This is a genomic window from Acetobacter sp. DmW_136 (assembly GCF_008690365.1).
Lineage (GTDB): Bacteria > Pseudomonadota > Alphaproteobacteria > Acetobacterales > Acetobacteraceae > Acetobacter > Acetobacter oryzifermentans.
In genome coordinates, this window is record NZ_VHON01000084.1 from 1 (window position 1) to 20697 (window position 20697).

Annotated in this window: 18 protein-coding genes, 1 tRNA gene, 1 pseudogene and 1 riboswitch; of the genes and pseudogenes, 6 read left to right on the forward strand and 14 right to left on the reverse strand. The window is 52.6% G+C overall.

From position 1 onward, the window contains the following. Positions 1-446 precede the first annotated feature (446 nt). The 7 genes from holA to FKW31_RS15675 form a co-directional block, all read right to left on the reverse strand. Complete coding sequence (gene holA / locus FKW31_RS15645; protein ID WP_150179043.1) at positions 447-1460, reverse strand: DNA polymerase III subunit delta; 1014 nt, start codon at positions 1458-1460, stop codon at positions 447-449. Positions 1461-1475: 15 nt separating this feature from the next. Then, positions 1476-2171: an LPS assembly lipoprotein LptE gene (locus tag FKW31_RS15650; RefSeq protein ID WP_150179044.1), complete on the reverse strand. Its 696-nt coding sequence runs from the start codon at positions 2169-2171 to the stop codon at positions 1476-1478. Then, positions 2171-4789 (reverse strand): leucine--tRNA ligase, encoded by a 2619-nt coding sequence (gene leuS / locus FKW31_RS15655; RefSeq protein ID WP_150179045.1) that lies wholly within the window; start codon positions 4787-4789, stop codon positions 2171-2173. The genes FKW31_RS15650 and leuS overlap by 1 nt, the downstream gene beginning before the upstream one ends. Before the next feature lie 59 nt (positions 4790-4848). Beyond that, the gene (locus tag FKW31_RS15660) at positions 4849-5385 is read right to left on the reverse strand and encodes a DUF3576 domain-containing protein (RefSeq protein ID WP_150179047.1); all 537 of its coding nucleotides are present in this window, start codon (positions 5383-5385) and stop codon (positions 4849-4851) included. 239 nt (positions 5386-5624) lie between these two features. Continuing rightward, entirely contained in the window at positions 5625-6719 is a 1095-nt protein-coding gene (locus tag FKW31_RS15665) for a transglycosylase SLT domain-containing protein (protein WP_150179048.1), read from the reverse strand. 71 nt (positions 6720-6790) lie between these two features. Next, positions 6791-7012, reverse strand: coding sequence for a hypothetical protein (locus tag FKW31_RS15670; protein ID WP_006115441.1), 222 nt, complete (start codon positions 7010-7012; stop codon positions 6791-6793). A 187-nt stretch (positions 7013-7199) separates the two neighbouring features. Further along, complete coding sequence (locus tag FKW31_RS15675) at positions 7200-7736, reverse strand: DUF721 domain-containing protein (protein ID WP_150179049.1); 537 nt, start codon at positions 7734-7736, stop codon at positions 7200-7202. 10 nt (positions 7737-7746) lie between these two features. Between FKW31_RS15675 and mutY the strand changes: the two genes are divergently transcribed. Together mutY and hemH are read left to right on the forward strand one after the other, a co-directional pair. Further along, the gene (gene mutY, locus FKW31_RS15680) at positions 7747-8820 is read left to right on the forward strand and encodes an A/G-specific adenine glycosylase (RefSeq protein ID WP_150179050.1); all 1074 of its coding nucleotides are present in this window, start codon (positions 7747-7749) and stop codon (positions 8818-8820) included. A gap of 2 nt (positions 8821-8822) precedes the next feature. Next, positions 8823-9851: a ferrochelatase gene (gene hemH / locus FKW31_RS15685; RefSeq protein ID WP_150179051.1), complete on the forward strand. Its 1029-nt coding sequence runs from the start codon at positions 8823-8825 to the stop codon at positions 9849-9851. A 43-nt stretch (positions 9852-9894) separates the two neighbouring features. Here the strand turns inward: hemH and nth are convergent, their stop codons facing one another. Continuing rightward, positions 9895-10752, reverse strand: coding sequence for an endonuclease III (gene nth, locus FKW31_RS15690; protein WP_150179052.1), 858 nt, complete (start codon positions 10750-10752; stop codon positions 9895-9897). 67 nt (positions 10753-10819) lie between these two features. Between nth and FKW31_RS15695 the strand changes: the two genes are divergently transcribed. Next, positions 10820-12613, forward strand: a complete 1794-nt coding sequence (locus tag FKW31_RS15695; protein WP_150179053.1) for an ABC transporter ATP-binding protein — start codon at positions 10820-10822, stop codon at positions 12611-12613. A gap of 65 nt (positions 12614-12678) precedes the next feature. Here the strand turns inward: FKW31_RS15695 and FKW31_RS15700 are convergent. The 4 genes from FKW31_RS15700 to gatC all read right to left on the reverse strand — a co-directional run bounded on the left by FKW31_RS15700 (position 12679) and on the right by gatC (position 16099). After that, positions 12679-12771 (reverse strand) — tRNA-Ser (locus FKW31_RS15700). A gap of 102 nt (positions 12772-12873) precedes the next feature. After that, on the reverse strand, positions 12874-14328 hold the full coding sequence (gene gatB / locus FKW31_RS15705) for an Asp-tRNA(Asn)/Glu-tRNA(Gln) amidotransferase subunit GatB (RefSeq protein WP_063354737.1): 1455 nt from the start codon (positions 14326-14328) through the stop codon (positions 12874-12876). Further along, positions 14325-15812, reverse strand: coding sequence for an Asp-tRNA(Asn)/Glu-tRNA(Gln) amidotransferase subunit GatA (gatA, locus tag FKW31_RS15710; protein WP_150179054.1), 1488 nt, complete (start codon positions 15810-15812; stop codon positions 14325-14327). The genes gatB and gatA overlap by 4 nt, the downstream gene beginning before the upstream one ends. Beyond that, complete coding sequence (gene gatC / locus FKW31_RS15715; RefSeq protein ID WP_035351843.1) at positions 15812-16099, reverse strand: Asp-tRNA(Asn)/Glu-tRNA(Gln) amidotransferase subunit GatC; 288 nt, start codon at positions 16097-16099, stop codon at positions 15812-15814. The genes gatA and gatC overlap by 1 nt, the downstream gene beginning before the upstream one ends. A gap of 80 nt (positions 16100-16179) precedes the next feature. On the opposite strand from gatC, the gene ruvX reads away from it, so the two are divergent. Next, positions 16180-16644 carry a Holliday junction resolvase RuvX gene (gene ruvX / locus FKW31_RS15720; protein WP_006115432.1) on the forward strand — a complete coding sequence of 155 codons (465 nt, stop codon included), beginning with the start codon at positions 16180-16182 and terminating at the stop codon, positions 16642-16644. 3 nt (positions 16645-16647) lie between these two features. Beyond that, positions 16648-17304, forward strand: a complete 657-nt coding sequence (locus FKW31_RS15725) for an endoglucanase (RefSeq protein ID WP_150179055.1) — start codon at positions 16648-16650, stop codon at positions 17302-17304. A 365-nt stretch (positions 17305-17669) separates the two neighbouring features. Here the strand turns inward: FKW31_RS15725 and gabT are convergent, their stop codons facing one another. After that, positions 17670-18956 (reverse strand): 4-aminobutyrate--2-oxoglutarate transaminase, encoded by a 1287-nt coding sequence (gene gabT, locus FKW31_RS15730; protein ID WP_089179759.1) that lies wholly within the window; start codon positions 18954-18956, stop codon positions 17670-17672. Between the two features lie 160 nt (positions 18957-19116). Beyond that, complete coding sequence (locus FKW31_RS15735) at positions 19117-20064, reverse strand: LysR substrate-binding domain-containing protein (protein WP_035351858.1); 948 nt, start codon at positions 20062-20064, stop codon at positions 19117-19119. 117 nt (positions 20065-20181) lie between these two features. After that, a riboswitch (cobalamin riboswitch) is annotated at positions 20182-20402 on the forward strand. 118 nt (positions 20403-20520) lie between these two features. On the opposite strand from FKW31_RS15735, the pseudogene FKW31_RS16730 reads away from it, so the two are divergent. Then, positions 20521-20697, forward strand: a pseudogene (locus FKW31_RS16730) (carbohydrate porin); the annotation flags it as partial.

A 20697-nucleotide genomic window follows, 5' to 3' on the forward strand; every position in this document is an offset into this window, starting at 1 on the left:
CTTGGCGGGGTGCTGCATATATGACTCGCCTCAACAGGCGTCTAAATCACTAGAATAATACATAATGGTGTCCGCGGCGGGATTCGAACCCACGGCCCCAGGATTCATACCACTTCAGTTTTCACTGCCGTTGCATGATACCATGCAACGTTCGTGGTCTGGACTGTCCCTTTGCCATAAACCTAAAATTTCAGGTTCTTAGGCACCGCCCGTCCAGTCTCTACACCTTCCTTGTTCTGTATTAAAGTACAAGGCTTGGCTCGGGATTGGCACAATCTGTTTCCCAGATTAAGCGTTCCCCGACTTTGAGCAGATTCACTATAATGTTTCCAATTATAGTGCCCAATTAAATAGGAATCCTGTGCTCTATCCTGCTGAGCTACGCGGACACACGCTTTTCGTATACTGAAAGAGGTTGATACGAACAAGTGATAAAACGAACAGGTCTACCGTCTCGCCTGCATGGCTGCCCGTGCAGTTAAAGTGGAAACGTACCGTCGGCACAGCAGCGCATCGGGGCTGCCTGTTTGTTTGCAGGCATATTCCAGTGCCTGTGTTTCTTCCACAGCTTTGGTAAGAGCCGGGAGAGACCACAACTCTAATGCTTTGTTAAAACTTGCTGTGCGTTTAAAAAAAACCGGGGGACGTAGCGCTTTAACCGCATCACTCCGACTAACCCCTGCGGCCATAGCTGCTCTTACACGGCGGAGCCTATGCAGATGCCCCAGAAAAGATCTCGCAATGGCAATGGGGCTTGTATCTTCAGCTAATGCTCTTTCTAGGGCCGTATCTGCGGCAATACGATTGCCTTCTGTGGCCGCAAAGGCAGCATCTTCCAAGGAAACGCTACCGGCATCTCCTATGCTTGCTCGAACATCATCTAGCGTCAGGCTGCCAGAATCACCGGCATACAAGCACAATTTTTCTATTTCACTACGCGCTGCGGCACGGTCTGCACCAAGCCGACTAGTCAGCCAATGCAAGGCATCAGAATCAATGCGTACCTTATGTTCTGTCAGCATGTGCGTAATGGAGGATTCGAGATTGCGACCTTCTTCAGGATAACAGCCAATACTGGCGCAGTTGGCGTGTTTTTCCAGAAAGTTACGTAGCTTGGAGCGCGATGAAAGGCCCGGAGCTTCTAGGATAATAAGAGTATCGCTGCTTTGAGCCAGAAAGGCTTCTAATGGTTTGATTACGGTGTCGGATGCATCACGCACACGCACCACGCGGCGCCCACCCATAAGAGAAAGTGCCGTAGCCTCTTCCATCAGTTTGTCATGCGTTTCACGATCAAGCACCGCAACCCGGAATGGATCATCTGCTGATCCAGCTATTTTGATAACAGCGTTCTGAGCGCGTTCTTTAATAAGCCCTGTATCTTCACCATGTAGAAGAAGAATACGCCATGCTCCAGGATCAGCCAGAACGCGGGATAGGTTGCGGGCGTCTATCTTCATGAAATAAAAGTCGCCTTAATACTGGCTCGGCCCACCACGCCCAGTAGCCATATCTGGAATTGCATCAGCACCTTCCTGTTCCATAGGCACTTCTTTGTCTGATTCTGGCATGGCTGTAGGAATAGGATAAAAGGCTTTCGGCCCTTGATCCCGCGAGACTGCCGGAGCAGCCTGAGTGCGGAACCACGTAGAAACCTGTTGGGTAATTTGTTCACCAAGGGTTTGGGCTACGCGCCCCATAGCTGTTTCGTTGTTCAATGTCTGGGCGAAATACTGTTCGTATGTGTTGGTGTAACCATCCATTGTGGTGGTATCACCCTGCGCCAGCAGCGTGGGGTTTTGCGCTACGGTAAGTAATTGCCAGTGGGCATGCCCTGTAATGCGGGTGCGCCCAGATGTGTTGTCTGAGTGAATGTCGATCGCTTCTGCATTGAAGGACGGCATCACAATAAGTGTGTATTTATGGGGGTCTTCTGGCCCATCCGCAGACATTTGCTGCTGCAAGGCCAGCCGCAACTGCTGGCCAGTGCGTTCTGGTATGTTGGCAACGTAAATGTCTTTGAGTTCTGTATTCACATCTACGTTGTTCTTCCCGCTTTCTCCATACAGAGGCTGAAAGCCACAACCGCTCAGCACAACTGGCAACGCAACCAGAGGCGTGATTGCCAGAGCAAGACGCGCGGAACGTAGGAAAAAGCGGGAATGAAGCATCAGCCTGCCGTTACAAAGTTAACAATACGGTTGGGAACATGAACGCGTTTAACAATGCGTTTGCCTTCCAGAAGTCGTGCCACGTTGGGCTCGGCTTCTGCGCGGGCAACAACATCTGCGGCATCTTCATCCGGTTGCGCTTCAATCGTGCCGCGCAGTTTACCCATAATCTGCACAGCAATGGTAATATGCGTTGCTGTAAGCAGATCTGGTTCCGCTTCTGGCCAAGATTGCTGTGCAGCCAAACCAGCAGATGGCATAATCAGAGCAAACATTTCTTCAGCCAGATGCGGCATCATGGGGGCGCAAAGGAGGCACAGTGTCTGTGCAGCTTCACGGCGTGCAAATGCCATGCCGGAAACAGTTGCAGACTTTTCAGCTTCTGCCAGAGCAGATGTCAGTTCATGAATACGCGCCACAGCCACGTTAATGGCAAAACCTTCCAGAGCTTCCGTTACGGCAGCAATGGTGCGGTGTGTGGTGCGGCGTAGCGTATCCGCCTGACGATCGATGTCTGTTGGGCATTCTGTTGTGGCAGGAATATCCTGTGCAACTGTGCGAATGGTGCGGAACAAGCGCTGGTTAAAGCGGGCCGCACCGGCTACACCGGCTTCTGTCCATTCCATGTCTCGTTCAGGCGGGCTGTCAGACAGCACAAACCAGCGGGCGGTATCGGCGCCAAAGCGTTCAATAATTGCAACAGGCGCAACCGTATTCCGCTTGGATTTGGACATTTTTTCCACACGACCAACGGTTACGGGTTCGGTGGTGCCGCGTTTCACACAGCCTTGGGCTGTGCGCTCTACTTCTTCTGGGTACAGCCAGTTGCCTGATGAATCCTTATAGCTTTCATGGCTTACCATGCCTTGCGTGAACAATCCGGCAAAGGGTTCATCCACATCCAGGTGGCCTGTGCGGTGCATGGCACGGGTAAAGAAGCGCGCATACAGCAAATGCAAAATAGCGTGCTCAATCCCGCCGATATACTGATCAACAGGCAGCCAGCCATCGGCCGCAGCTCTTACCGTTGGGGTGGGCGCGTGCGGTGCTGTAAAGCGGGCAAAATACCACGAGCTATCTACAAACGTATCAAACGTGTCTGTTTCGCGGGTGGCTGGTTTGCCGCATTTCGGGCAGGTGGTGTGCTTCCATGTGGGGTGATGGTCCAACGGGTTGCCGGGTTTGTCGAAAGAGACATCATCCGGCAGCTCCACAGGAAGTTGCTCATCAGGCACGGCAACCGGGCCGCACTCTGCACAGTGAATAATGGGGATAGGGCAGCCCCAATAACGCTGGCGGGAAATGCCCCAATCACGCAGGCGCCAATTCACCACACCTTGCCCGATGCCCAGCCCTTCTAGCCGAGAAATGGCTTCTTTCCGAGCTTCTGCGGTGGAAAGGCCATCCAGAAACCCGGAGTTAATCATGGTGCCATCGCCTGTATAGGCCGTGGTGGTGATGGCAAAATCTGCCTGATCTTTGCCAGCAGGCAAAACAACAGGTGTGACAGGCAGATTATATTTATGCGCGAAGTCCAGATCGCGCTGGTCACCAGCCGGGCAGCCAAACAGCGCGCCTGTGCCGTAATCCATCAGCACAAAATTGGCGATCCAGACCGGGAAGCTTTTATCCATAAACGGATGGTTGACGCGTAAGCCTGTATCGAATCCGCGTTTTTCAGCAGTTTCCACAGCTTCTACAGATGTGCCAAGCCGGCGGCATTCTGCCACAAATTCTGCGGCCTGTGGGTTCTGTTCGGCTGCCCAGGCCGCCAGAGGATGATCCGGGGCGATGGCCAGAAAGGACATGCCAAAAAGCGTGTCTGGCCGGGTGGTGAACACTTCTACTGCGTTCAGATTTTCATCAAGCCCAGCCGGGGGTTGATGCAGGGAGAAACGCAGCTTTGCCCCTTCAGACCGGCCAATCCAGCGTTCCTGCATGGTGCGCACGCGTTCTGGCCAGCGATCTAGCGTTTTTAAGCCGTTCAGCAGATCTTCGGCAAAATCTGTGATTTTCAGGAACCACTGTGAAAGCTGCTTTTTTTCAATGGGGGCACCAGAACGCCAGCCCTTGCCATCTACAACTTGTTCATTTGCCAGAACGGTTTGATCGATCGGGTCCCAGTTGACCCAGCTTTCGCGCCGTTCAACCAGGCCGCCTTTTAGAAAGTCTAAAAAGAGCTTCTGCTGTTTGCCGTAATAGTTCGGCAGGCAGGTTGCAATTTCTCTATCCCAGTTCAGAGAAAAGCCTAGACGCTGCAATGTGCCACGCATGGTGGCAATATTGTTCAGCGTCCATTCCTTGGGGTGTACGCCACGTTCGCGCGCTGCGTTTTCTGCAGGTAGGCCAAATGCATCCCACCCCATAGGGTGCAGCACAGAAAAACCACGTGCCCGCTTATAGCGGGCAATCACGTCCCCCAGTGCATAATTGCGCACATGGCCCATATGTAGCTGCCCAGATGGGTAGGGGAACATTTCCAACACATAGTATTTGGGTTTGTTCGCTGGGGGGACATCCGGAACGGTGAAAATATCGGCATCTGCCCAGGCTTTCTGCCATTTGGGTTCAACCGTATTGAAATCATAGGGCGTGGGCGTGCTGGAAGACTGGGACATGAATATTCTGTGTCTGAGACCTAATGAAAGGGAATGTGGAAAAAGGCGCTGGGATAAAATTAGCTATCCCGGTTGCCATTATCGGCCCGCAGCTTACGTGCGCGGGAGAGAATGCGTGCTGCAATATCAGATGCAGTATTGGGAGCAGGCGGTGTGTCCACCCATTCTTCTCCTTGCTTGATCTGGCGGAACACGCTCAGACGCAGGGCATCGGAACGCAGGCGTTTGTCCAGAATAAAGGCAGTTACCTTAAAGCGCTCATCATGGGCAGCAGGCGGGGTGTACCAGTCTGTCAGGATAATACCGCCTTCTGCATCTGCGGTAGAAACCGGCAGGAAAGAGAGGGTATCAAGGGTTGCGCGCCACAGATAGGCGTTTACACCCCCTTTAAGTTCCGCATCACCACCAGATGCTCCGCGATCTTCGGCCAGCAGATGGTTGCGCGGTGCTGTCAGACCATTGTCTGATCTATCACCAGAAGAGCACGCAGCTAACAGGCCAATACCCGCACATGCGGTAAGCAGGGTGCTGGTACGGCGGAACCCGGCAGGCGCATGGCTGGCGGCGGGACGGCAGGGCATGAGACGACGAAGCATGGTGTCGGTACGGCTCCTTCAGCGCTGGGTATCCGTGTTTCCCGGTCGCCTTTGCAAATGTTCAGGTCTGGCTTCGGGGTTAAGAGAGTATTCTGCTTATCTCATATCCTTTCAGTTCTGTCCCGCCAAGCATTTGCTGGGGAGAGATGTTCAACCGCATACTGAAAACACGGGCAAGGCAGGAAAAATCATGCCTTACATACGAACACGCTATTGATGCTGAAGGGATAAAAGAGAGCTCAGCGTGTCACGGCAACACAGTTTAACCCCTGCTGTTTCAAGGACATGCAGATTGTGTCTGTCTGTGCGGATGGTAGGCCCGCCAGGCGTGAACGCCACACAGATTGCCCGCTGCTTTTAAGGGCAATCCGGTCTATGCGATCTTCCGCACCGGCCAGGGCAGGGGTGGATTGATGTGCCATCTGAATGGCGTGCTGTGCTCTTTCCTGCGAGGAAAAGGCGCCAATTTGGATAATAGCGCCGCCAGAAGGTGTATTTTGCTGCCATACCATTGCTGGCCCAGAAACTGGCACAGTGTTTGCGGCCTGATAAGTTGGCGGCGTGTCTGTTACTGGCTGGGTATCAGCAGAAGATGATACCGGAATAGCACTGGTATCGGGGGCGGAAGGCGCTGGTGGCTGTATGTCATCGGTAATGGGTGGCGCGATCCCCGGTGAAGCAATGCTGGCAACTTGTTGAGCGGGTGCAACCGTTACAGCCGGGGTGGCTGTTGGGGTTTGCGTGTCTGCAATGGCAATCGCGCTAGCTGGCGTAATGGCGCTTGGTACCGGATCATTCAGGTGCGGAGAAACAGACGCCAGATAAGTTTTGGCATATGAGGGCAGGGCCGTGTGGCGTGAGCGGTGGTTTTCCATGCATTGTGGCCCGCAGCTATATGCGGCCAGAAAATCAGGAGAACCAAATCTGTCATACAGTTGGCGGATGTAACCACTGCCCGCCATAATGTTGTCGTGCGGATTATAGGGGTCAGAGCCAAGCTGGTACCGCTTGGCCAGTTCGCGGTAAGTGTCTGGCTTAATCTGCATCAGCCCGACGGCACCGTGCACAGAACGTGTCAGATGGCCATGCATATATTGGTGACCACCAGATTCCTGCTGCATCACGGCCCGGATCCATGCCTGAGGAATGGAAAAGCGGGTGGAGGCTTCCTGAATATAAGGCCCCCATTTATCTACGGCGGGGCCGGGTGGATTATAACTGGAGCGCGGCTGGTTCGCACAGCCTGCCAGCATGGCAAGGCTGGCAAAAGCCATTAAAAACCGTTTTTGCTGACGCAATAAGACAGGCAAAGAGCAACCCATACGCAAAGACATGGCGCTTATGGTGCGCTGTGCGCCTGTGTGATGCAATCCTGATTTTATGCGAATAATGGAGAACTGGTATTTTACGGCGTTTTATGTGTTTGTGCCGCCACTTTACGGACCAAATCCGGGTTGGTTCGGCGGATCTGTCCTGCCCGTAAAACGCTTGCAGTGGAATAAGCTGGAGAAGCCACCCATTCTTGCAGAAACTGCAAGTCGGACAGGCTATCCCGTGTTTTATGCCCTGCGGGAATGTTTGTGTTCTGGTGTGTCATGTTTGGTGTCGTGTTAGGTTTACGCAACATGGCGCAGATCCTGTGCTTATCCTGTATTTATTGTTTGATTGTCAGACAAAGGCCTGAAAGAGGTTTTGGCCTTGCCCAGCTTTTGAAAAACAGGGCTTTGTAAGGCAATAAGATTATGTCAATTTCAAGAACAGAAGCGTAAAATAACTTTTTTATTACAATATACTTGGACAGATTTTTCTTTGTGTTACAGGCGTTTTTTGTTCTGACTTTTCAAAATATCTGCTCCCAAAGTTTCCAGGGCCTGCCGTAAAGGGCCTTCTTCCAGTTCAGGAAGTGTGCAGGTTATTGCAGATTTTTGAGGTTTTCGGCGTTGTGGACGGGAGCGGATGCCCGCGGTTGGGTCTTGCACAAAGCGCAAGCGGTTTACCAAAGGTTCTCCACACCATGTGTTGATGCGTGCAATCAACGTATCTCCCAAATGCTGAAGCTCCATGGCAACGGGGCCAGCGCACGCAATGGTTAAAGTGCCAGCAGATAGGCGGCGCGGGCTTGTAACCGCCGCATGTGCCGGGCCCACAACATCTGGCCACTGGCTCATTAACATAGCGCCTGTGGGAGAGCGACGGCGAAAAGCCGGTGCCGTTACAGCCGGTAGAAGTGCTGCAAGGCTGCGTAGGTTTCTGGCGCGCGGCGGAGGTGCTGCTTCTGGTTTTTGAGGGGTACGGCGTGTGCTGCGGCTTTTAGGTGTTACAGCCTTGCCGCCGTTGGCTTCCTTCTTCATAACTGCCTCCGTGACACATCCATCAGCCCACGCATTGCTTCATTGGTATGACCGACACCGCCGCACTTTGCCGTGGCGTGTTGTAGGCCAATCTCATCCAGATCCGTATCGGGTATGGCTGAGCGAGATCATGCTACAGCAGACCACTGTTAAAGCGGTTGCTCCATATTATCTACGCTTTACAGAAAAGTTTCCGACAGTGCAGGCCTTGGCAAGTGCTGATAGGGAAGATGTTTTGGCGGTGTGGGCCGGGCTGGGTTATTATTCCCGCGCTCGTAATCTGCATGCTTGTGCGCAGGCCGTGGTGGCTCTGGGTGGGTTTCCGCAAGATGTTCAGGGTTTACGTGCCCTGCCAGGCATAGGCCCATATACAGCGGCTGCGGTGGCGGCCATTGCTTTTGGTGTGCCTGTGGTGCCTGTGGATGGCAATGTGGAGCGTGTAACCGCACGCTTATTTGCCATTACGGACCCCTTGCCGCCAGCCCGTAAAAAGTTGGCACAACTGGCCATAACGTTAAATGCGGACCGTGAAGCACAGGAGCGGCCATCCGACTTTGCTCAGGCTTTGTTTGATTTAGGTTCTTCTCTTTGCTCCCCGCGGGCACCGGCCTGTGGGTTGTGCCCATGGCAAGGCGAATGTGCGGCCTATAAACAGGGTATTGCAGCCGAATTGCCACGTAAGCTGCCTAAGGCAGAGCGCCCTGTACGTTTTGGCGCAGCTTTTCTTGCGCGAGATGCCGCAGGGCAAATTCTGCTGCGTAAACGAGCAGAGAAGGGGCTTTTGGCAGCCATGACAGAACTGCCTGGCACCGAATGGCGATTAAAAAACTGGAACGAAACAGAGATTCTGCAAGCAGCTCCATTTACGGCGGAGTGGACGTTAGCAGGTCGTGTTAAGCATGTGTTTACACATTTTACCTTATATCTGGATGTGTATGTGGCCCAGATAAAACACTTTTCCAATCAGGCTGTGAGTGATGGTTTTTTAGTGCCCATGGAATGTGTGAAAGATACAGCGTTACCTTCTATTATGCAGAAGTGCTTTGAAAAAGGTTTGAGCTGTTTGAAAGAAAAGAAGCTATAAGTATGGTTTTTCATCATATCCCGCCTCAGCCACAGCATGCACAGACCGCTCCGCGCGTTGGTATTCTTCTGGTTAATCTGGGTACGCCGGATGATACAGGATATCGGGCCGTGCGCCGTTATCTTTCCGAGTTTCTATCCGATCGTCGGGTGATAGAAGGGCCTCCAGCGCTTTGGCAACCTATCTTGCAGGGGGTGGTACTTACAACGCGCCCACGTAGAAGCGGGAAGGCCTATGCGCGCATATGGAACACGCATAAAAATGAAAGCCCTTTACGCACTTATACGCGCCATCAGGCTGAAGCGCTGAACGAGCGGTTTGCGGCACAAAACGTGCCTGTTGCGTGGGGGATGCGTTATGGTGCGCCTTCCATTGCGGAAGCGGTGCAGGAATTGCTTGAAAAAGGGTGTGACCGCATTTTGTGCATGCCGCTTTATCCGCAGTACAGTGCCACAACAACAGCAACTGCCAATGATCAGGTGTTTCGTGCGCTTATGCGTTTGCGTAACCAACCTGCCATACGCACCCTTCCATCATTTCCGGATCAGCCAGCTTTTATTAAAGCCATTGCAGATTCTGTCCGTTTGGCAGAGGCAGAAGCCGATATTCCTTTTCAGATGGTTGTGGCGTCTTTTCATGGTTTGCCAGAAGAATATGTGCGCAAGGGGGATTCTTATCGGGCTGAATGTGAAAGAACTGTTGCAGCCTTACGCAAGGCTTTGGGGCGAGATGAAACCACCCTGCCTATGACATTTCAATCCCGATTTGGCCCAACCAAATGGCTGGAGCCTTATACGGCACCATTTATTGCTGGTTTGCCGGAAAAAGGCATTACCAGCATTGCTGTGGTAACGCCCTGTTTTATGGCGGATTGCTTGGAAACATTGGATGAAATCGGCAACGAAGTGCACGAAGAATTCATACAAGCTGGTGGTCAGGAGTTTACGCTGGTGCCGTGCCTGAATGATACGCCCGCCAGCATAGATTTGCTGGAGGATTTAGCGCGTCAGGAACTTGCTGGCTGGCTCTAAGGGTTTTTGCCACCGCGTTAGCGAGGCGCGGATCAGGGCTTTTTTATCCGGCTAAGGGTTTGGGTGCTTTTACACGTGGTGCTGGTGTTTTATCTGGGAACAGGCATGGAGTTTTAGCATTGCAGCGCCAGCATTCAGGTTTTCTGGCTTTGCAAACGTATCTTCCCTGAAGAATCATCCAGTGGTGAGAAGGCTGGATCATTTCCAGTGGAATGCGGGTTTCCAGAGCTTTTTCTACAGCTTCCACAGTTTTGCCTCGCCCTAGTCCAGATCTGTTGGCCAAACGGAAAACATGCGTATCCACTGGTACGGTAGGTTTATGGAACGCAACATTTAGCACAACGTTTGCTGTTTTGCGGCCTACACCAGCCAGCTTTTCCAACTCATCCCGCGTACCGGGCACTTCCCCTTGATGATCTGCTACCAGTTGGCGGGAAAGTTCGACAACATTTTTGGCCTTGTTACGCCATAGCCCAATGGTGCGAATAAGTTTACCAACTTCTTCTTCCCCCAATTCCACCATGGCGGCTGGAGTAGGGGCGGCCTTAAACAAAGCGGGGGTCACGCGGTTGACGGAGGCATCTGTTGCCTGAGCCGAAAGCACTACGGCTACCAGAAGCGTAAAAGGTGTGGTGTAAAGCAGTTCCGTTTTAGCATCTGGCCATGCTTGGGAAAGATCTTTCAGAAAACTGTATATTTCCTGAGGTGTCATATCCCGTGGGGCAATAGCAGCAGGTCCACTGCTTTGATTTGCCGGAGCCTGTTTTTTGGCTGTTGTGCGTTTTTGCACACGCGGTTTATCAGTCGGTTTGCCTGAATTTACGGGCGCTGAAGTGGTGGATTTTTTAACCATAAGGCAGTGTAACGCGTCTGCCCGTCTGGCGTCCATGCTGATGCGTATTCCGGATTTGCAGGGCTTTATGTCTCAGGATACACAGCGCATCGGTTCTGTTTTTCAGGTTTTTATCATGTCACAAACTTCAGAAAGTCATGTCAAATCCGGACGTAAGGCATCGCTTTTTGTAGATGTGCTGAAGTTTGTGGTGCGGCGCTGGGTGGCTTTTCCGTTGCCCTTAACCATAACAGCCGGAAGTATTCTGGCAGCTACAGTGGCCGATGTGCTTATGCCTCTGGCTGCGGGACGTTTGGTGACGGATGTTTCCGCTCCGGCTGCGCAGGCAGGTAAAGTGCATGATGCCCTATGGATGCTTGCCGCTATGGCGGCATGTGGGTTCGGGAATGTGTTGTTAAAGCGATATGCTTATTTGGGCATCACGCATCTAACCACTCAGGTCATGCAGAAAATAGGTTCAGAAGCTTTTGCGCATGTACAAAAGCTTTCCGCAGAATGGCATGCCAATACGTTTGCCGGTTCCACGGTTCGGCGTTTAACGCGGGGTATGTGGGCTGTGGATATGCTGGATGATACACTGCTTCTAATGCTGATACCCGAAGCATGCCTGCTGGTGCTTACAACCTTGGTGTTGGGGTGGCATTGGCCCTTTATGGGGGTTATTCTGGGTGTGCTTTCTGTTTTGTTTGTTGCGCTTTCCTGCACCTTAACCCTGCGTTATGTGGCGCCATCTGCGCGGGTTGCCAATGCGTGGGATAGCCGCATGGGGGCTGCTCTGGCAGATGCCATCACCTGCAATGCAGTTGTTAAAACTTTTGGCGCAGAAAAGCGCGAAGAAAGCCGCCTACAAACACTTATTTCGCAATGGCGAAAAGCCACTATTTATACTTGGTCCAGAGGGACAGATAGCGCCAATATTCAGGCCGTAGTTGTTATGTGTATGCGGCTTGTTCTGGCAGGCGCAGCTGTTTGGTTGTGGTGGCAGGGGCGTGCTGGCCCAGGTGATGTTGCCTATGTGCTGACTATGACATTTTTGGTGCAAGGCTACCTGCGCGATATTGGGCAACAGGTTTCTGTGGTGCAGAGATCTGTCAATGAAATGGAAGAATTGCTTGCGTTGTGGCGTACGCCTGCGGCGGTGGCAGATCCCGCTTATCCGCTACCCTTGTTGGTGAGTGCGGGGGAAATCTGCTTTGAACATGTCTCATTCCAATATCCGGGGCAGGAGCGGGCACTTTTTGCGGATATTTCCGTTACAATTGCTGCTGGTAGTCGGGTTGGATTGGTAGGGCCTTCTGGATCGGGAAAATCAAGTTTCATTAAATTGTTACAGCGTTTTTATGTGCCACAGTCAGGCAGAATTTTAATTGATGGCATAGATATTGCGCGTGTGCGCCAGTCTGATTTGCGGGAAAAAATTGCTTTAGTGCCGCAGGAAGCTGTGTTGTTTCATCGAAGTTTGGCGGAAAATATTGCTTATGGTCGGCCAGATGCCACACCAGAGCAAATCGCGCAGGCTGCTCAATTAGCCAATGCCGCTGGTTTTATTGATAGGCTGCCAGAAGGATATCAAACGCTGGTGGGTGAGCGTGGCGTAAAGCTTTCAGGAGGAGAGCGCCAGCGCATTGCTATTGCCCGTGCCTTTTTGGCGGATGCCCCCATACTGGTGTTGGATGAAGCAACCGCCAGTTTGGATTCCGAATCGGAAGCACTGGTGCAGGAAGCCATGGAACGCCTGATGAAAGGCCGCACCGTGTTGGTTGTGGCACACCGTCTTGCCACCGTTGTGGGGCTGGACCGGATTCTGGTTTTTGAGCACGGACAAATTGTAGAAGATGGCGCGCATGCTACGCTGATTCAGCAAAAAAATGGGCTGTATCGTCGCTTGTATGATTTGCAGTCCCTTTAAAAAGGGTAGTAGGGCAAAAAAGCCTGAAAATATGCAGATAAGGAGTTTATCGAGATTTTTATCTCTGGCGGAGGGGAAGGGATTCGAACCCTCGATACGACTTGACATCGTATAACGGTTTAGCAAACCGCCGCCTTCAGCCACTCGGCCACCCCTCCGCCGAAGAGTGCGAACATACACGACGTTTGCACCGCTGCTTTTAGGGGGTTCAACGCGTTCCGTCAAACCCCCTGAAAACTTATTTTTTCAAATTGTAGATTTTAGCCGTCTAACTGGGCTTTTAAGGCCGAATTGACCAAGGCAGGGTTCGCCTTACCTTTGGTTTCCTTCATGACCTGCCCCACAAAGAATCCAAACAGCTTGTCTTTGCCGCCACGGTATTCAGCCACCTTATCTGCATGCTTTTCCAAAATGGCAGCAATGGCGGAATCAATAACTCCTGTGTCGGTCACCTGCCGCAGGCCTTTGCGTTCCACAATGGCATCCGGGCTATCACCCGTTTCCACCATGTCTTCAAACACTTCCTTGGCAATCTTACCGTTAATGGTGCCATCCGCAATCAGATCAAGCATTTTGCCCAAGGAAGCTGCGCTAACAGGGCTGGTTTCAATGGTGTTGCTGGTGCGGTTAAGAGCCGCAAACAGATCACCAATCACCCAGCTTGCCGCTAGCTTGCCATCGCGCCCTTTGGCCACGGTTTCGTAAAAATCAGCCACGGCCTGTTCTGCAACCAGCACGCCAGCATCGTAAGACGGAATGCCGTAGTCTTTCTGGAAGCGGGCACGCTTTGCGTCTGGCAGTTCCGGCAGCTTAGATTTCAGATCATCCACCCACGCCTGTTCCACTACCAATGGCAGCAGGTCAGGATCTGGGAAGTAGCGGTAATCATGCGCATCTTCCTTGGAGCGCATGGTGCGGGTTTCACCCCGGCCCGGATCAAACAGGCGTGTTTCCTGATCAACTTCTCCGCCGTTTTCCCAGATTTCAATCTGGCGGGTGGCTTCCACCTCAATGGCCTGCATGACAAAGCGGATGGAGTTGACGTTTTTGATCTCGCAACGGGTGCGGAAAGGCTCGCCCGCTTTGCGCACGGAAACGTTTACGTCTGCACGCATGGAGCCTTCTTCCATGTTGCCATCGCACGTGCCCAGATAGCGTAGAATCTGGCGTAGCTTACGCAGGTAAGCCCCGGCCTCTTCTGGTTCGCGAATATCGGGTTCGCTCACAATTTCCATCAGGGCTACGCCTGCACGGTTCAGATCCACAAAGGATTTTGAGGGGTCCTGATCATGCAGCAGCTTGCCAGCGTCTTGTTCCAGATGTAGGCGGGTAATGCCAATCTGGCGTGTTTCACCGCTCTGAAGTTCAATTTCGATAGAACCCGTGCCAATAATCGGGTGCTCGAACTGGCTGATCTGGTAACCCTGTGGCAGGTCGGCGTAAAAGTAGTTTTTACGGTCGAACCGGCTGAACAGGTTGATCTGGGCATTCAGCCCCAACCCGGTGCGGATGGCCTGCGCCACGCATTCCTTGTTGATAACAGGCAACATGCCGGGAAAGGCTGCGTCAACCAGGCTAACCTGAGTGTTCGGGTCTCCCCCAAATTTTGTAGAAGCACCAGAAAACAGCTTGGACTGGCTGATAACCTGTGCGTGCACTTCCAGCCCGACCACAATTTCCCACGGGCCGGTTTTACCTTCAATTACGTAGCTCATGCGCCTGCTCCCGCATGTACGGACGGAAGGTGCGTAAAGCCCGCCGCCGCTTCTAACGCGCTGCCAATAGACAGCACGGTTTCTTCATCAAAATGTTTACCAATCACCTGCAACCCTAGCGGCAGACCATTGCCATTAAGCCCCACCGGAACAGAAAGGGCAGGCACACCGGCCATGCTGGCGGGCACTGTAAAGATGTCGTTCAGATACATCTGCACCGGGTCATCCATGTTTTCACCCTGCGCAAAGGCAGCGGATGGCGCGGTAGGGGTAAGCAGCACATCTACGTTTTCAAACGCCTGTTCAAAATCGCGCTTGATAAGGGTGCGCACTTTCTGGGCTTTCAGATAGTAGGCATCGTAATAGCCAGCAGAAAGCACATAGGTGCCCATCAGGATACGGCTGCGCACTTCTGCCCCAAACCCTGCGGCGCGTGTGGCCTCATATACACCATCCAGTGTGGGGGCATCCTTACGAATGCCAAAGCGGATGCCATCATAACGCGCCAAGTTGGAGGAACATTCAGCCGGGGCAATAATGTAATATGTGGTCAGGCCGTATTTGGTGTGCGGAAGAGAAACGTCCACAATCTCGCAGCCTGCTTCTTTCAACCACGCAATGCCCTTTTCCCACATGGCCACAACTTCTGCAGGCAGGTTGGGAGAACGATATTCTGTGGGAATACCCACGCGCAGGCCTTTTACGCTTTTGCCAACAGCTTTGCTAAATGCGGGTACAGGGCGGTTGGAGCAGGTGCTGTCTTTTTCATCAAAGCCAGCCATGGCTTCCAGCATCAGCCCGGCATCTGCCACGCTGCGTGTCATAGGGCCAGCCTGATCGAGCGAGCTTGCAAAGGCAATGGTGCCCCAGCGGCTGCAACGGCCATAGGTGGGTTTAAGCCCCACAATGCCACAATAAGCAGCAGGCTGACGGATGGAGCCACCTGTATCCGTGCCTGTAGCAGCAAGACCCAGCCCAGCAGCAACAGCAGCGGAAGACCCACCGGAAGAGCCGCCCGGTACAAGTATAGCGGAGGGATCATCCTTGCGCTTCCACGGGCTTGCCACTGGCCCGAAAGCCGAGGTGATGTTGGCAGACCCCATGGCAAATTCATCAAGATTGGTTTTGCCGAGAAAGACCGCGCCAGCTTTTAGTAGGTTGGCCGTAACTGTGCTTTCATAAGGCGGCACAAAGTTTTCCAGCATTTTGCTGGCAGCCGTGGTGCGCACACCTTTGGTGCAGAACAGATCTTTTACACCAATGGGCAGGCCATCCATAAGCCCGGCAGTGCCTGCGGCATAGCGGGCATCTGCCGCATCTGCCGCAGCCAATACGGTTTCTTCAGGCAGCACGGTAATATAGGCGTTGAGCACCGGGTTGAGGCGGGCAATGGCGTCTAGTTGGGCTTTGGCCAGCTCCCGTGCAGAAAATTTGCGGGCGGCAAGCCCTTCACGCGCTTGGGTGAGCGTCAGTCCGGTTAGCATTATTCCACCACCTTGGGTACTGTATAGAAGGGGCCAGATGTTTCTGGCGCGCAGGCCAGCAGGGCATCACGGTAGTTGCCGTCTGTTACCTTATCTTCGCGCTGGCGCAGGGTTTCTGTTTCTGTCCCCACCATGGGGGGAACGCCTTCCACATCCACTTCGGCAAGCTGGTCAATCCAGCCCAGAATACCGTTCAGCTTCTGGCGTGCGGCTTCAAGCTCATGCTCTTCCAGCCCGATACGGGCCAGTTTGGCAATGCGGCGGGTGGTCGCAAGGTCTAGCGACATGAAAGCGGACCCCTCTTTTCTTGATCTCAATAGGAAGAAAGCACCTAGCATAATCGCGCGAAAGGCAACATACCGTCCGTATGACACTGCTTAGCCTGACAGACCTTGTTGCAACCCTGCCCAGACACGCACGCCTGCTAGGGATAGACCCCGGCAAAAAGCAGGTGGGGTTAGCGCTTTCCGATGTTTCCCGCATGGTGGCCTCACCATTTCAAACAGTAAAGCGCGGAAAATTAGGGCAAATGGCCAGCTTTATTCGTGATCTTGCTACAGAACACGAAATTGGCGGCATGGTTGTGGGAATTCCCCTTTCTTTGGATGGGTCCTTTGGGCCAGCTGCACAGGCCAGCCGAGATTGGGCGCTTGCGCTTTCGGAGCAGACAGGTTTGCCCGTGTGCCAGTGGGATGAGCGTCTTTCCTCATCCGCAGTGAATCGTATGCTTATTGATGAAGCCGATCTTTCCCGTGCGCGGCGGGCAGAAATGGTGGATCGGCTGGCTGCGGCATATATCTTGCAGGCTGCGCTGGATTCTTTGCCGCGTTAAAGCGTGTTGGGCGCTGCTGCCACGGATGTGGCGTACATTTGCCATAAAGCCTTTGGATACTTACCTTTAATGATAAGGTTTTCACTTAAGAGGATGTATTTCGTGTCTAATTATTCTTTTCGGACGGCCGCTACAACTCTGCTGGGTGCTGCCATGTTTGCTCTGAGCCTGCCTTGCGCTCACGCTGAAGAAGGTGTGCTGGGCCGCGCGTGGGATAACACCCGCGAAGGAACCGAGCATGCTTGGAACAAGACCAAGGAAGGTACGAACAAGGCTTGGGACAAGACAAGCAACGGCACAGAAAAAGTGTGGGACAAAACCAAGGACGGTTCCCGCAAAGCTTGGGACAAGACCTCCGAGGGCAGTGAAAAGGCATGGGATAAGACCAAAGAAGGCACCCATAACGCGTGGGATAAAACCCGCGAAGGAACCGAAAAAACTTGGGACAAGACCAAGGAAGGTTCTCATAAAGTTTGGAACAAGACGAGCGAAGGCACTGACAAGGTTTGGGATAAAACCAAGGATGGTTCTCGCAAAGCTTGGGACAAAACAAGTGAAGGGACAGAGCGCGCTTGGAACAAAACCAAGGAAGGCACAGAGAACGCTGCGCACGATGTTGGCCGGTGGGGCCAGAAGACGTTCTCTGACGATAAAAAATAACGCTGCATAACGGCACAAAAAAGCCCGCGCTACCTTTGATGGTAGGCGGGCTTTTTTGTTATTTTTGATGGAAACAGAAAGGCTTAATGTTTGATATGTGATGCTTTACGCATTTTTAAATTGAGTAAAGCTTGAAGTAATTTGCGAAAAGATTTTTGTATTTGCAGCCAATATGCACCAAATGCTGTCATTCTGGCCTCCTGTTTTTCTTAGTCATTATTTCTAAGAATAAGCAGGAATGATGGCCTGACTATGACATTACATTTAGGGTGACTCCTTATGAATGCTATAAATTGGTAACAGAACAAAAAAGGCGGCCCGGGAAGGGCCGCCTTTTTGCTTGAAATACTGCAACAAAATGCAGATCAGGCTTTTGCTTCTTCCAGTAGAATCTGTTCGATAATATCCAGACCCTCATCAACCAGTTCATCAGATGCGGTCAGCGGTGTCAGAATACGGATTGTTGCGCCCTGCACACCACATGCCAGCAAAATCAGACCTTTTTCACAGGCGCGGGCACATAGTTTGGAACCAAAGCCCTTGCGCTGTTCCACACCCGCATGGCGTTCCAGAATATCAAAAGCAACCATTGCGCCCAGCCCACGCGGCATGCTGATAGGCAGCATATCTGTGCGCTTATGCCAGCTTGCAATACGGGCCTTCAGGCGTTCACCCATGTTATTGGCACGGTCGAGCAGTTTTTCTTCCTCAATAATGTCCAGCACGGCCAAACCTGCTGCACAACCCAGAGGGGCACCTGCATATGTGCCGCCCAAACCACCCGGAGGAACAGAATCCATCAGTTCTGCACGGCCAATCACACCGGAAAGCGGAAAACCACCTGCCAGAGATTTAGCAATGCACACCAGATCTGGTTCTACGCCGGAATGCTCAATTCCAAACAGCTTGCCAGTACGGGCAAAACCACTCTGCACTTCGTCGGCAATCAGTTTGATGCCGTGCTGGTCACAAATAGCGCGGAGCTGCTTGAGCAGTGCTGTAGGGGCAACCCGGAAGCCACCTTCCCCCTGCACGGGCTCAATAATAATAGCAGCCACATTGTTGGGGGAGATATCAGCCGCAAATAGGAAGTGCAGCATTTTCAAGCTGTCTTCCACCGTGATGTCATGATTATCGGGGAAGGGGATGTGGTACACTTCACCCGGTAGCGTGCCAAAAGGTGCTTTGTAAGGCAGTACTTTACCCGTAAGCGCAGAAGCTAACAGTGTGCGGCCATGGAAGCCACCGCAGAACGCAATGACACCGTTACGGCCTGTTGCAGCGCGAGCAATTTTTACGGCGTTTTCTGTCGCTTCTCCACCCGTGGTGAAGAAAATGGTTTTGGCATCGCCAGAAAACGGGGCGCGGGCGTTCAGCTTTTCGGCTAGCTCAATATAGGGCTCGTAAGCAGAAACCTGAAAAGCTGTGTGGGTAAAGCGATCTAGCTGTTTTTTAACAGCATCCATCACTTTTGGGTGGCGGTGGCCAACGTTCAGAACGGCAATGCCGCCTGCAAAATCAACATAGCGTTTGCCTTCCACATCCCATAGTTCAGCATTTTCTGCGCGATCTGCAAAAACGGGGGTGGAAGTGGCAACACCGCGTGGCACAGCATGGGTGCGGCGGTTCAGAAGGTCTTTATTCGTGGCCATTAATACGGGCTCCCGGGAACTATGTTGCGGGCAAAGTTATTTCTGTTCCGTAAAATGTTTCACACAGGAGGGGGAGGAGATTTTTTGTTGCCTCTGTGGTGATAAAAGGTCACCACTCTTTCAGAGCATATATACCGTTCCGCACAATGCTTAGCTGCCATTAGGGCAGAGAGGGGGTGTTCTGCGTTTCCAGCTCCACCTGTTCCAAAAGCCAGTTTCGGAATGTGATGAGGGATTTTTTCTCCCACGTGGCTGTGGACGCGCGCAGAAGATAAGCCCCCAAAGCCACTTCTCGCAGTGGGGTTTGCGTTGGTTGCACCCGCACCAGATGGCCTGTTTCAAGATCATTCCCCAGTAGGAAAATATTGCCCAAAGCAATCCCTTCTCCCGCGCGGGCAGCAGCCAGTGTGATGTGGGCCTGCCAAAGGCGCGTTGCGGCAGGCAGTTTTGTGCAGGCAACATTCTGCGCATGAAACCAAAGTTTCCATTCGGCTTCATCTTCTTCCTGCAACAAGGGTGCGCGGAGTAAATCTGCTGTTGTGCGGGGCTGTCCTCCCAGTTCTGTCAGGCAGAGGGGGGCAGCTACCGGAAAAACATCAGGCCGGGCAATAATCATGCTGCGTGTGTTGCGGGGTTCTGCTAACGGCGCATCATCTCGCACATAGCCGATATGAGCATGATTATCTGTTTCCACGCCGGTAACATGAAACGCCGTGTTGGCATCTACCGGGCGTAGCATAATTTCTAGTTGAGGATGTGCGCGCCGAAAAGTGGAAAGCCGTGGTAGCAGCCAATGGTAAGCAAAACCATGCGCGCAGGTAATGGTAAGGGGCGGCGTATGGTTGCGAATATCTGCCGTAGCTGTGGCCAGTTCTTCTAATAGTGGGGTTATGCGGGAATAATAGGTGTGGCCTGCTAATGTAAGGGTGCCTGTTTCCTTATCCCGCAAAGGGGTGCCCAGAATATTTTCCAGATCTCGAATATGGCGGCTGATGGCTGCGTGATCCACACGCAGCTCTGCTGCGGCGCGTCTAATTCCGCCTGTGCGTGCAAACGCCGTAAAGGCGTTGAGCATGGCAAGAGGTGGAATGCGGTATCGTTGGTCCATAAGCCGCCAGTCAGGGGTAAGGTGTGGAGGAACTGGTGGGTTAAAATGCGGCTGCTGGCAAGAGTTATCCATGCAATTCAGGCAAAGATTGAAATGTGAGGCAAAAATAAGGTAAGGGTTGCGCCATCTTGCAACGGTCCCGCGCAAGCGGGTTTGAAAGGGAATGCCGGAGGTTCTGTATCAGAACCAAGTCGGCAACTGCCCTCGCAACTGTAGGCGGAGAGCATATTACTCCTTGGTCGCTTTAAAGTGGCAGCCACTGATGGCAGCATCGGGAAGGCTGAGTAACGTGCGATGACCCGCAAGTCAGGAGACCTGCCGTTGTTGTCTTGTTTAACCGCCGGGCGAGGGAATCGGAGGTGGATAGTGTACTATGCTTACTCTTCTGCCTTTGGCAGGTTTTTCCTTTAATTCTTCCTGTTGTTTTGCCTTCATGCTGCACGGTGAAGCGTAACAATGCCTATCTTTACAAACAGAACTTGGAAGAAATTTCCGTATTCTCTGCATTGCTTGCTTCTGGCCGGAGGTGTGTTGGGCAACTTGCCCGTCTTAGCGCATGGTGAGGAGACGCAGATTGAGCAGGATCGTCGTCGGTTAGGCAATTCTGGGCCTCTGATTGAACAGATTGACCCG

What these genes read in the sequence shown, in the direction of transcription:
- gatB (WP_063354737.1), bottom strand. Translation starts at nt 14,328, where the DNA reads ATGAGCTACGTAATTGAAGGTAAAACCGGCCCGTGGGAAATTGTGGTC.
- hemH (WP_150179051.1), top strand. Translation starts at nt 8,823, where the DNA reads ATGGTTTTTCATCATATCCCGCCTCAGCCACAGCATGCACAGACCGCT.
- FKW31_RS15660 (WP_150179047.1), bottom strand. Translation starts at nt 5,385, where the DNA reads ATGCTTCGTCGTCTCATGCCCTGCCGTCCCGCCGCCAGCCATGCGCCT.
- gatC (WP_035351843.1), bottom strand. Translation starts at nt 16,099, where the DNA reads ATGTCGCTAGACCTTGCGACCACCCGCCGCATTGCCAAACTGGCCCGT.
- FKW31_RS15665 (WP_150179048.1), bottom strand. Translation starts at nt 6,719, where the DNA reads ATGTCTTTGCGTATGGGTTGCTCTTTGCCTGTCTTATTGCGTCAGCAA.
- leuS (WP_150179045.1), bottom strand. Translation starts at nt 4,789, where the DNA reads ATGTCCCAGTCTTCCAGCACGCCCACGCCCTATGATTTCAATACGGTT.
- ruvX (WP_006115432.1), top strand. Translation starts at nt 16,180, where the DNA reads ATGACACTGCTTAGCCTGACAGACCTTGTTGCAACCCTGCCCAGACAC.
- holA (WP_150179043.1), bottom strand. Translation starts at nt 1,460, where the DNA reads ATGAAGATAGACGCCCGCAACCTATCCCGCGTTCTGGCTGATCCTGGA.
- gabT (WP_089179759.1), bottom strand. Translation starts at nt 18,956, where the DNA reads ATGGCCACGAATAAAGACCTTCTGAACCGCCGCACCCATGCTGTGCCA.
- FKW31_RS15695 (WP_150179053.1), top strand. Translation starts at nt 10,820, where the DNA reads ATGTCACAAACTTCAGAAAGTCATGTCAAATCCGGACGTAAGGCATCG.
- gatA (WP_150179054.1), bottom strand. Translation starts at nt 15,812, where the DNA reads ATGCTAACCGGACTGACGCTCACCCAAGCGCGTGAAGGGCTTGCCGCC.
- FKW31_RS15735 (WP_035351858.1), bottom strand. Translation starts at nt 20,064, where the DNA reads ATGGACCAACGATACCGCATTCCACCTCTTGCCATGCTCAACGCCTTT.
- FKW31_RS15670 (WP_006115441.1), bottom strand. Translation starts at nt 7,012, where the DNA reads ATGTTGCGTAAACCTAACACGACACCAAACATGACACACCAGAACACA.
- FKW31_RS15675 (WP_150179049.1), bottom strand. Translation starts at nt 7,736, where the DNA reads ATGAAGAAGGAAGCCAACGGCGGCAAGGCTGTAACACCTAAAAGCCGC.
- FKW31_RS15650 (WP_150179044.1), bottom strand. Translation starts at nt 2,171, where the DNA reads ATGCTTCATTCCCGCTTTTTCCTACGTTCCGCGCGTCTTGCTCTGGCA.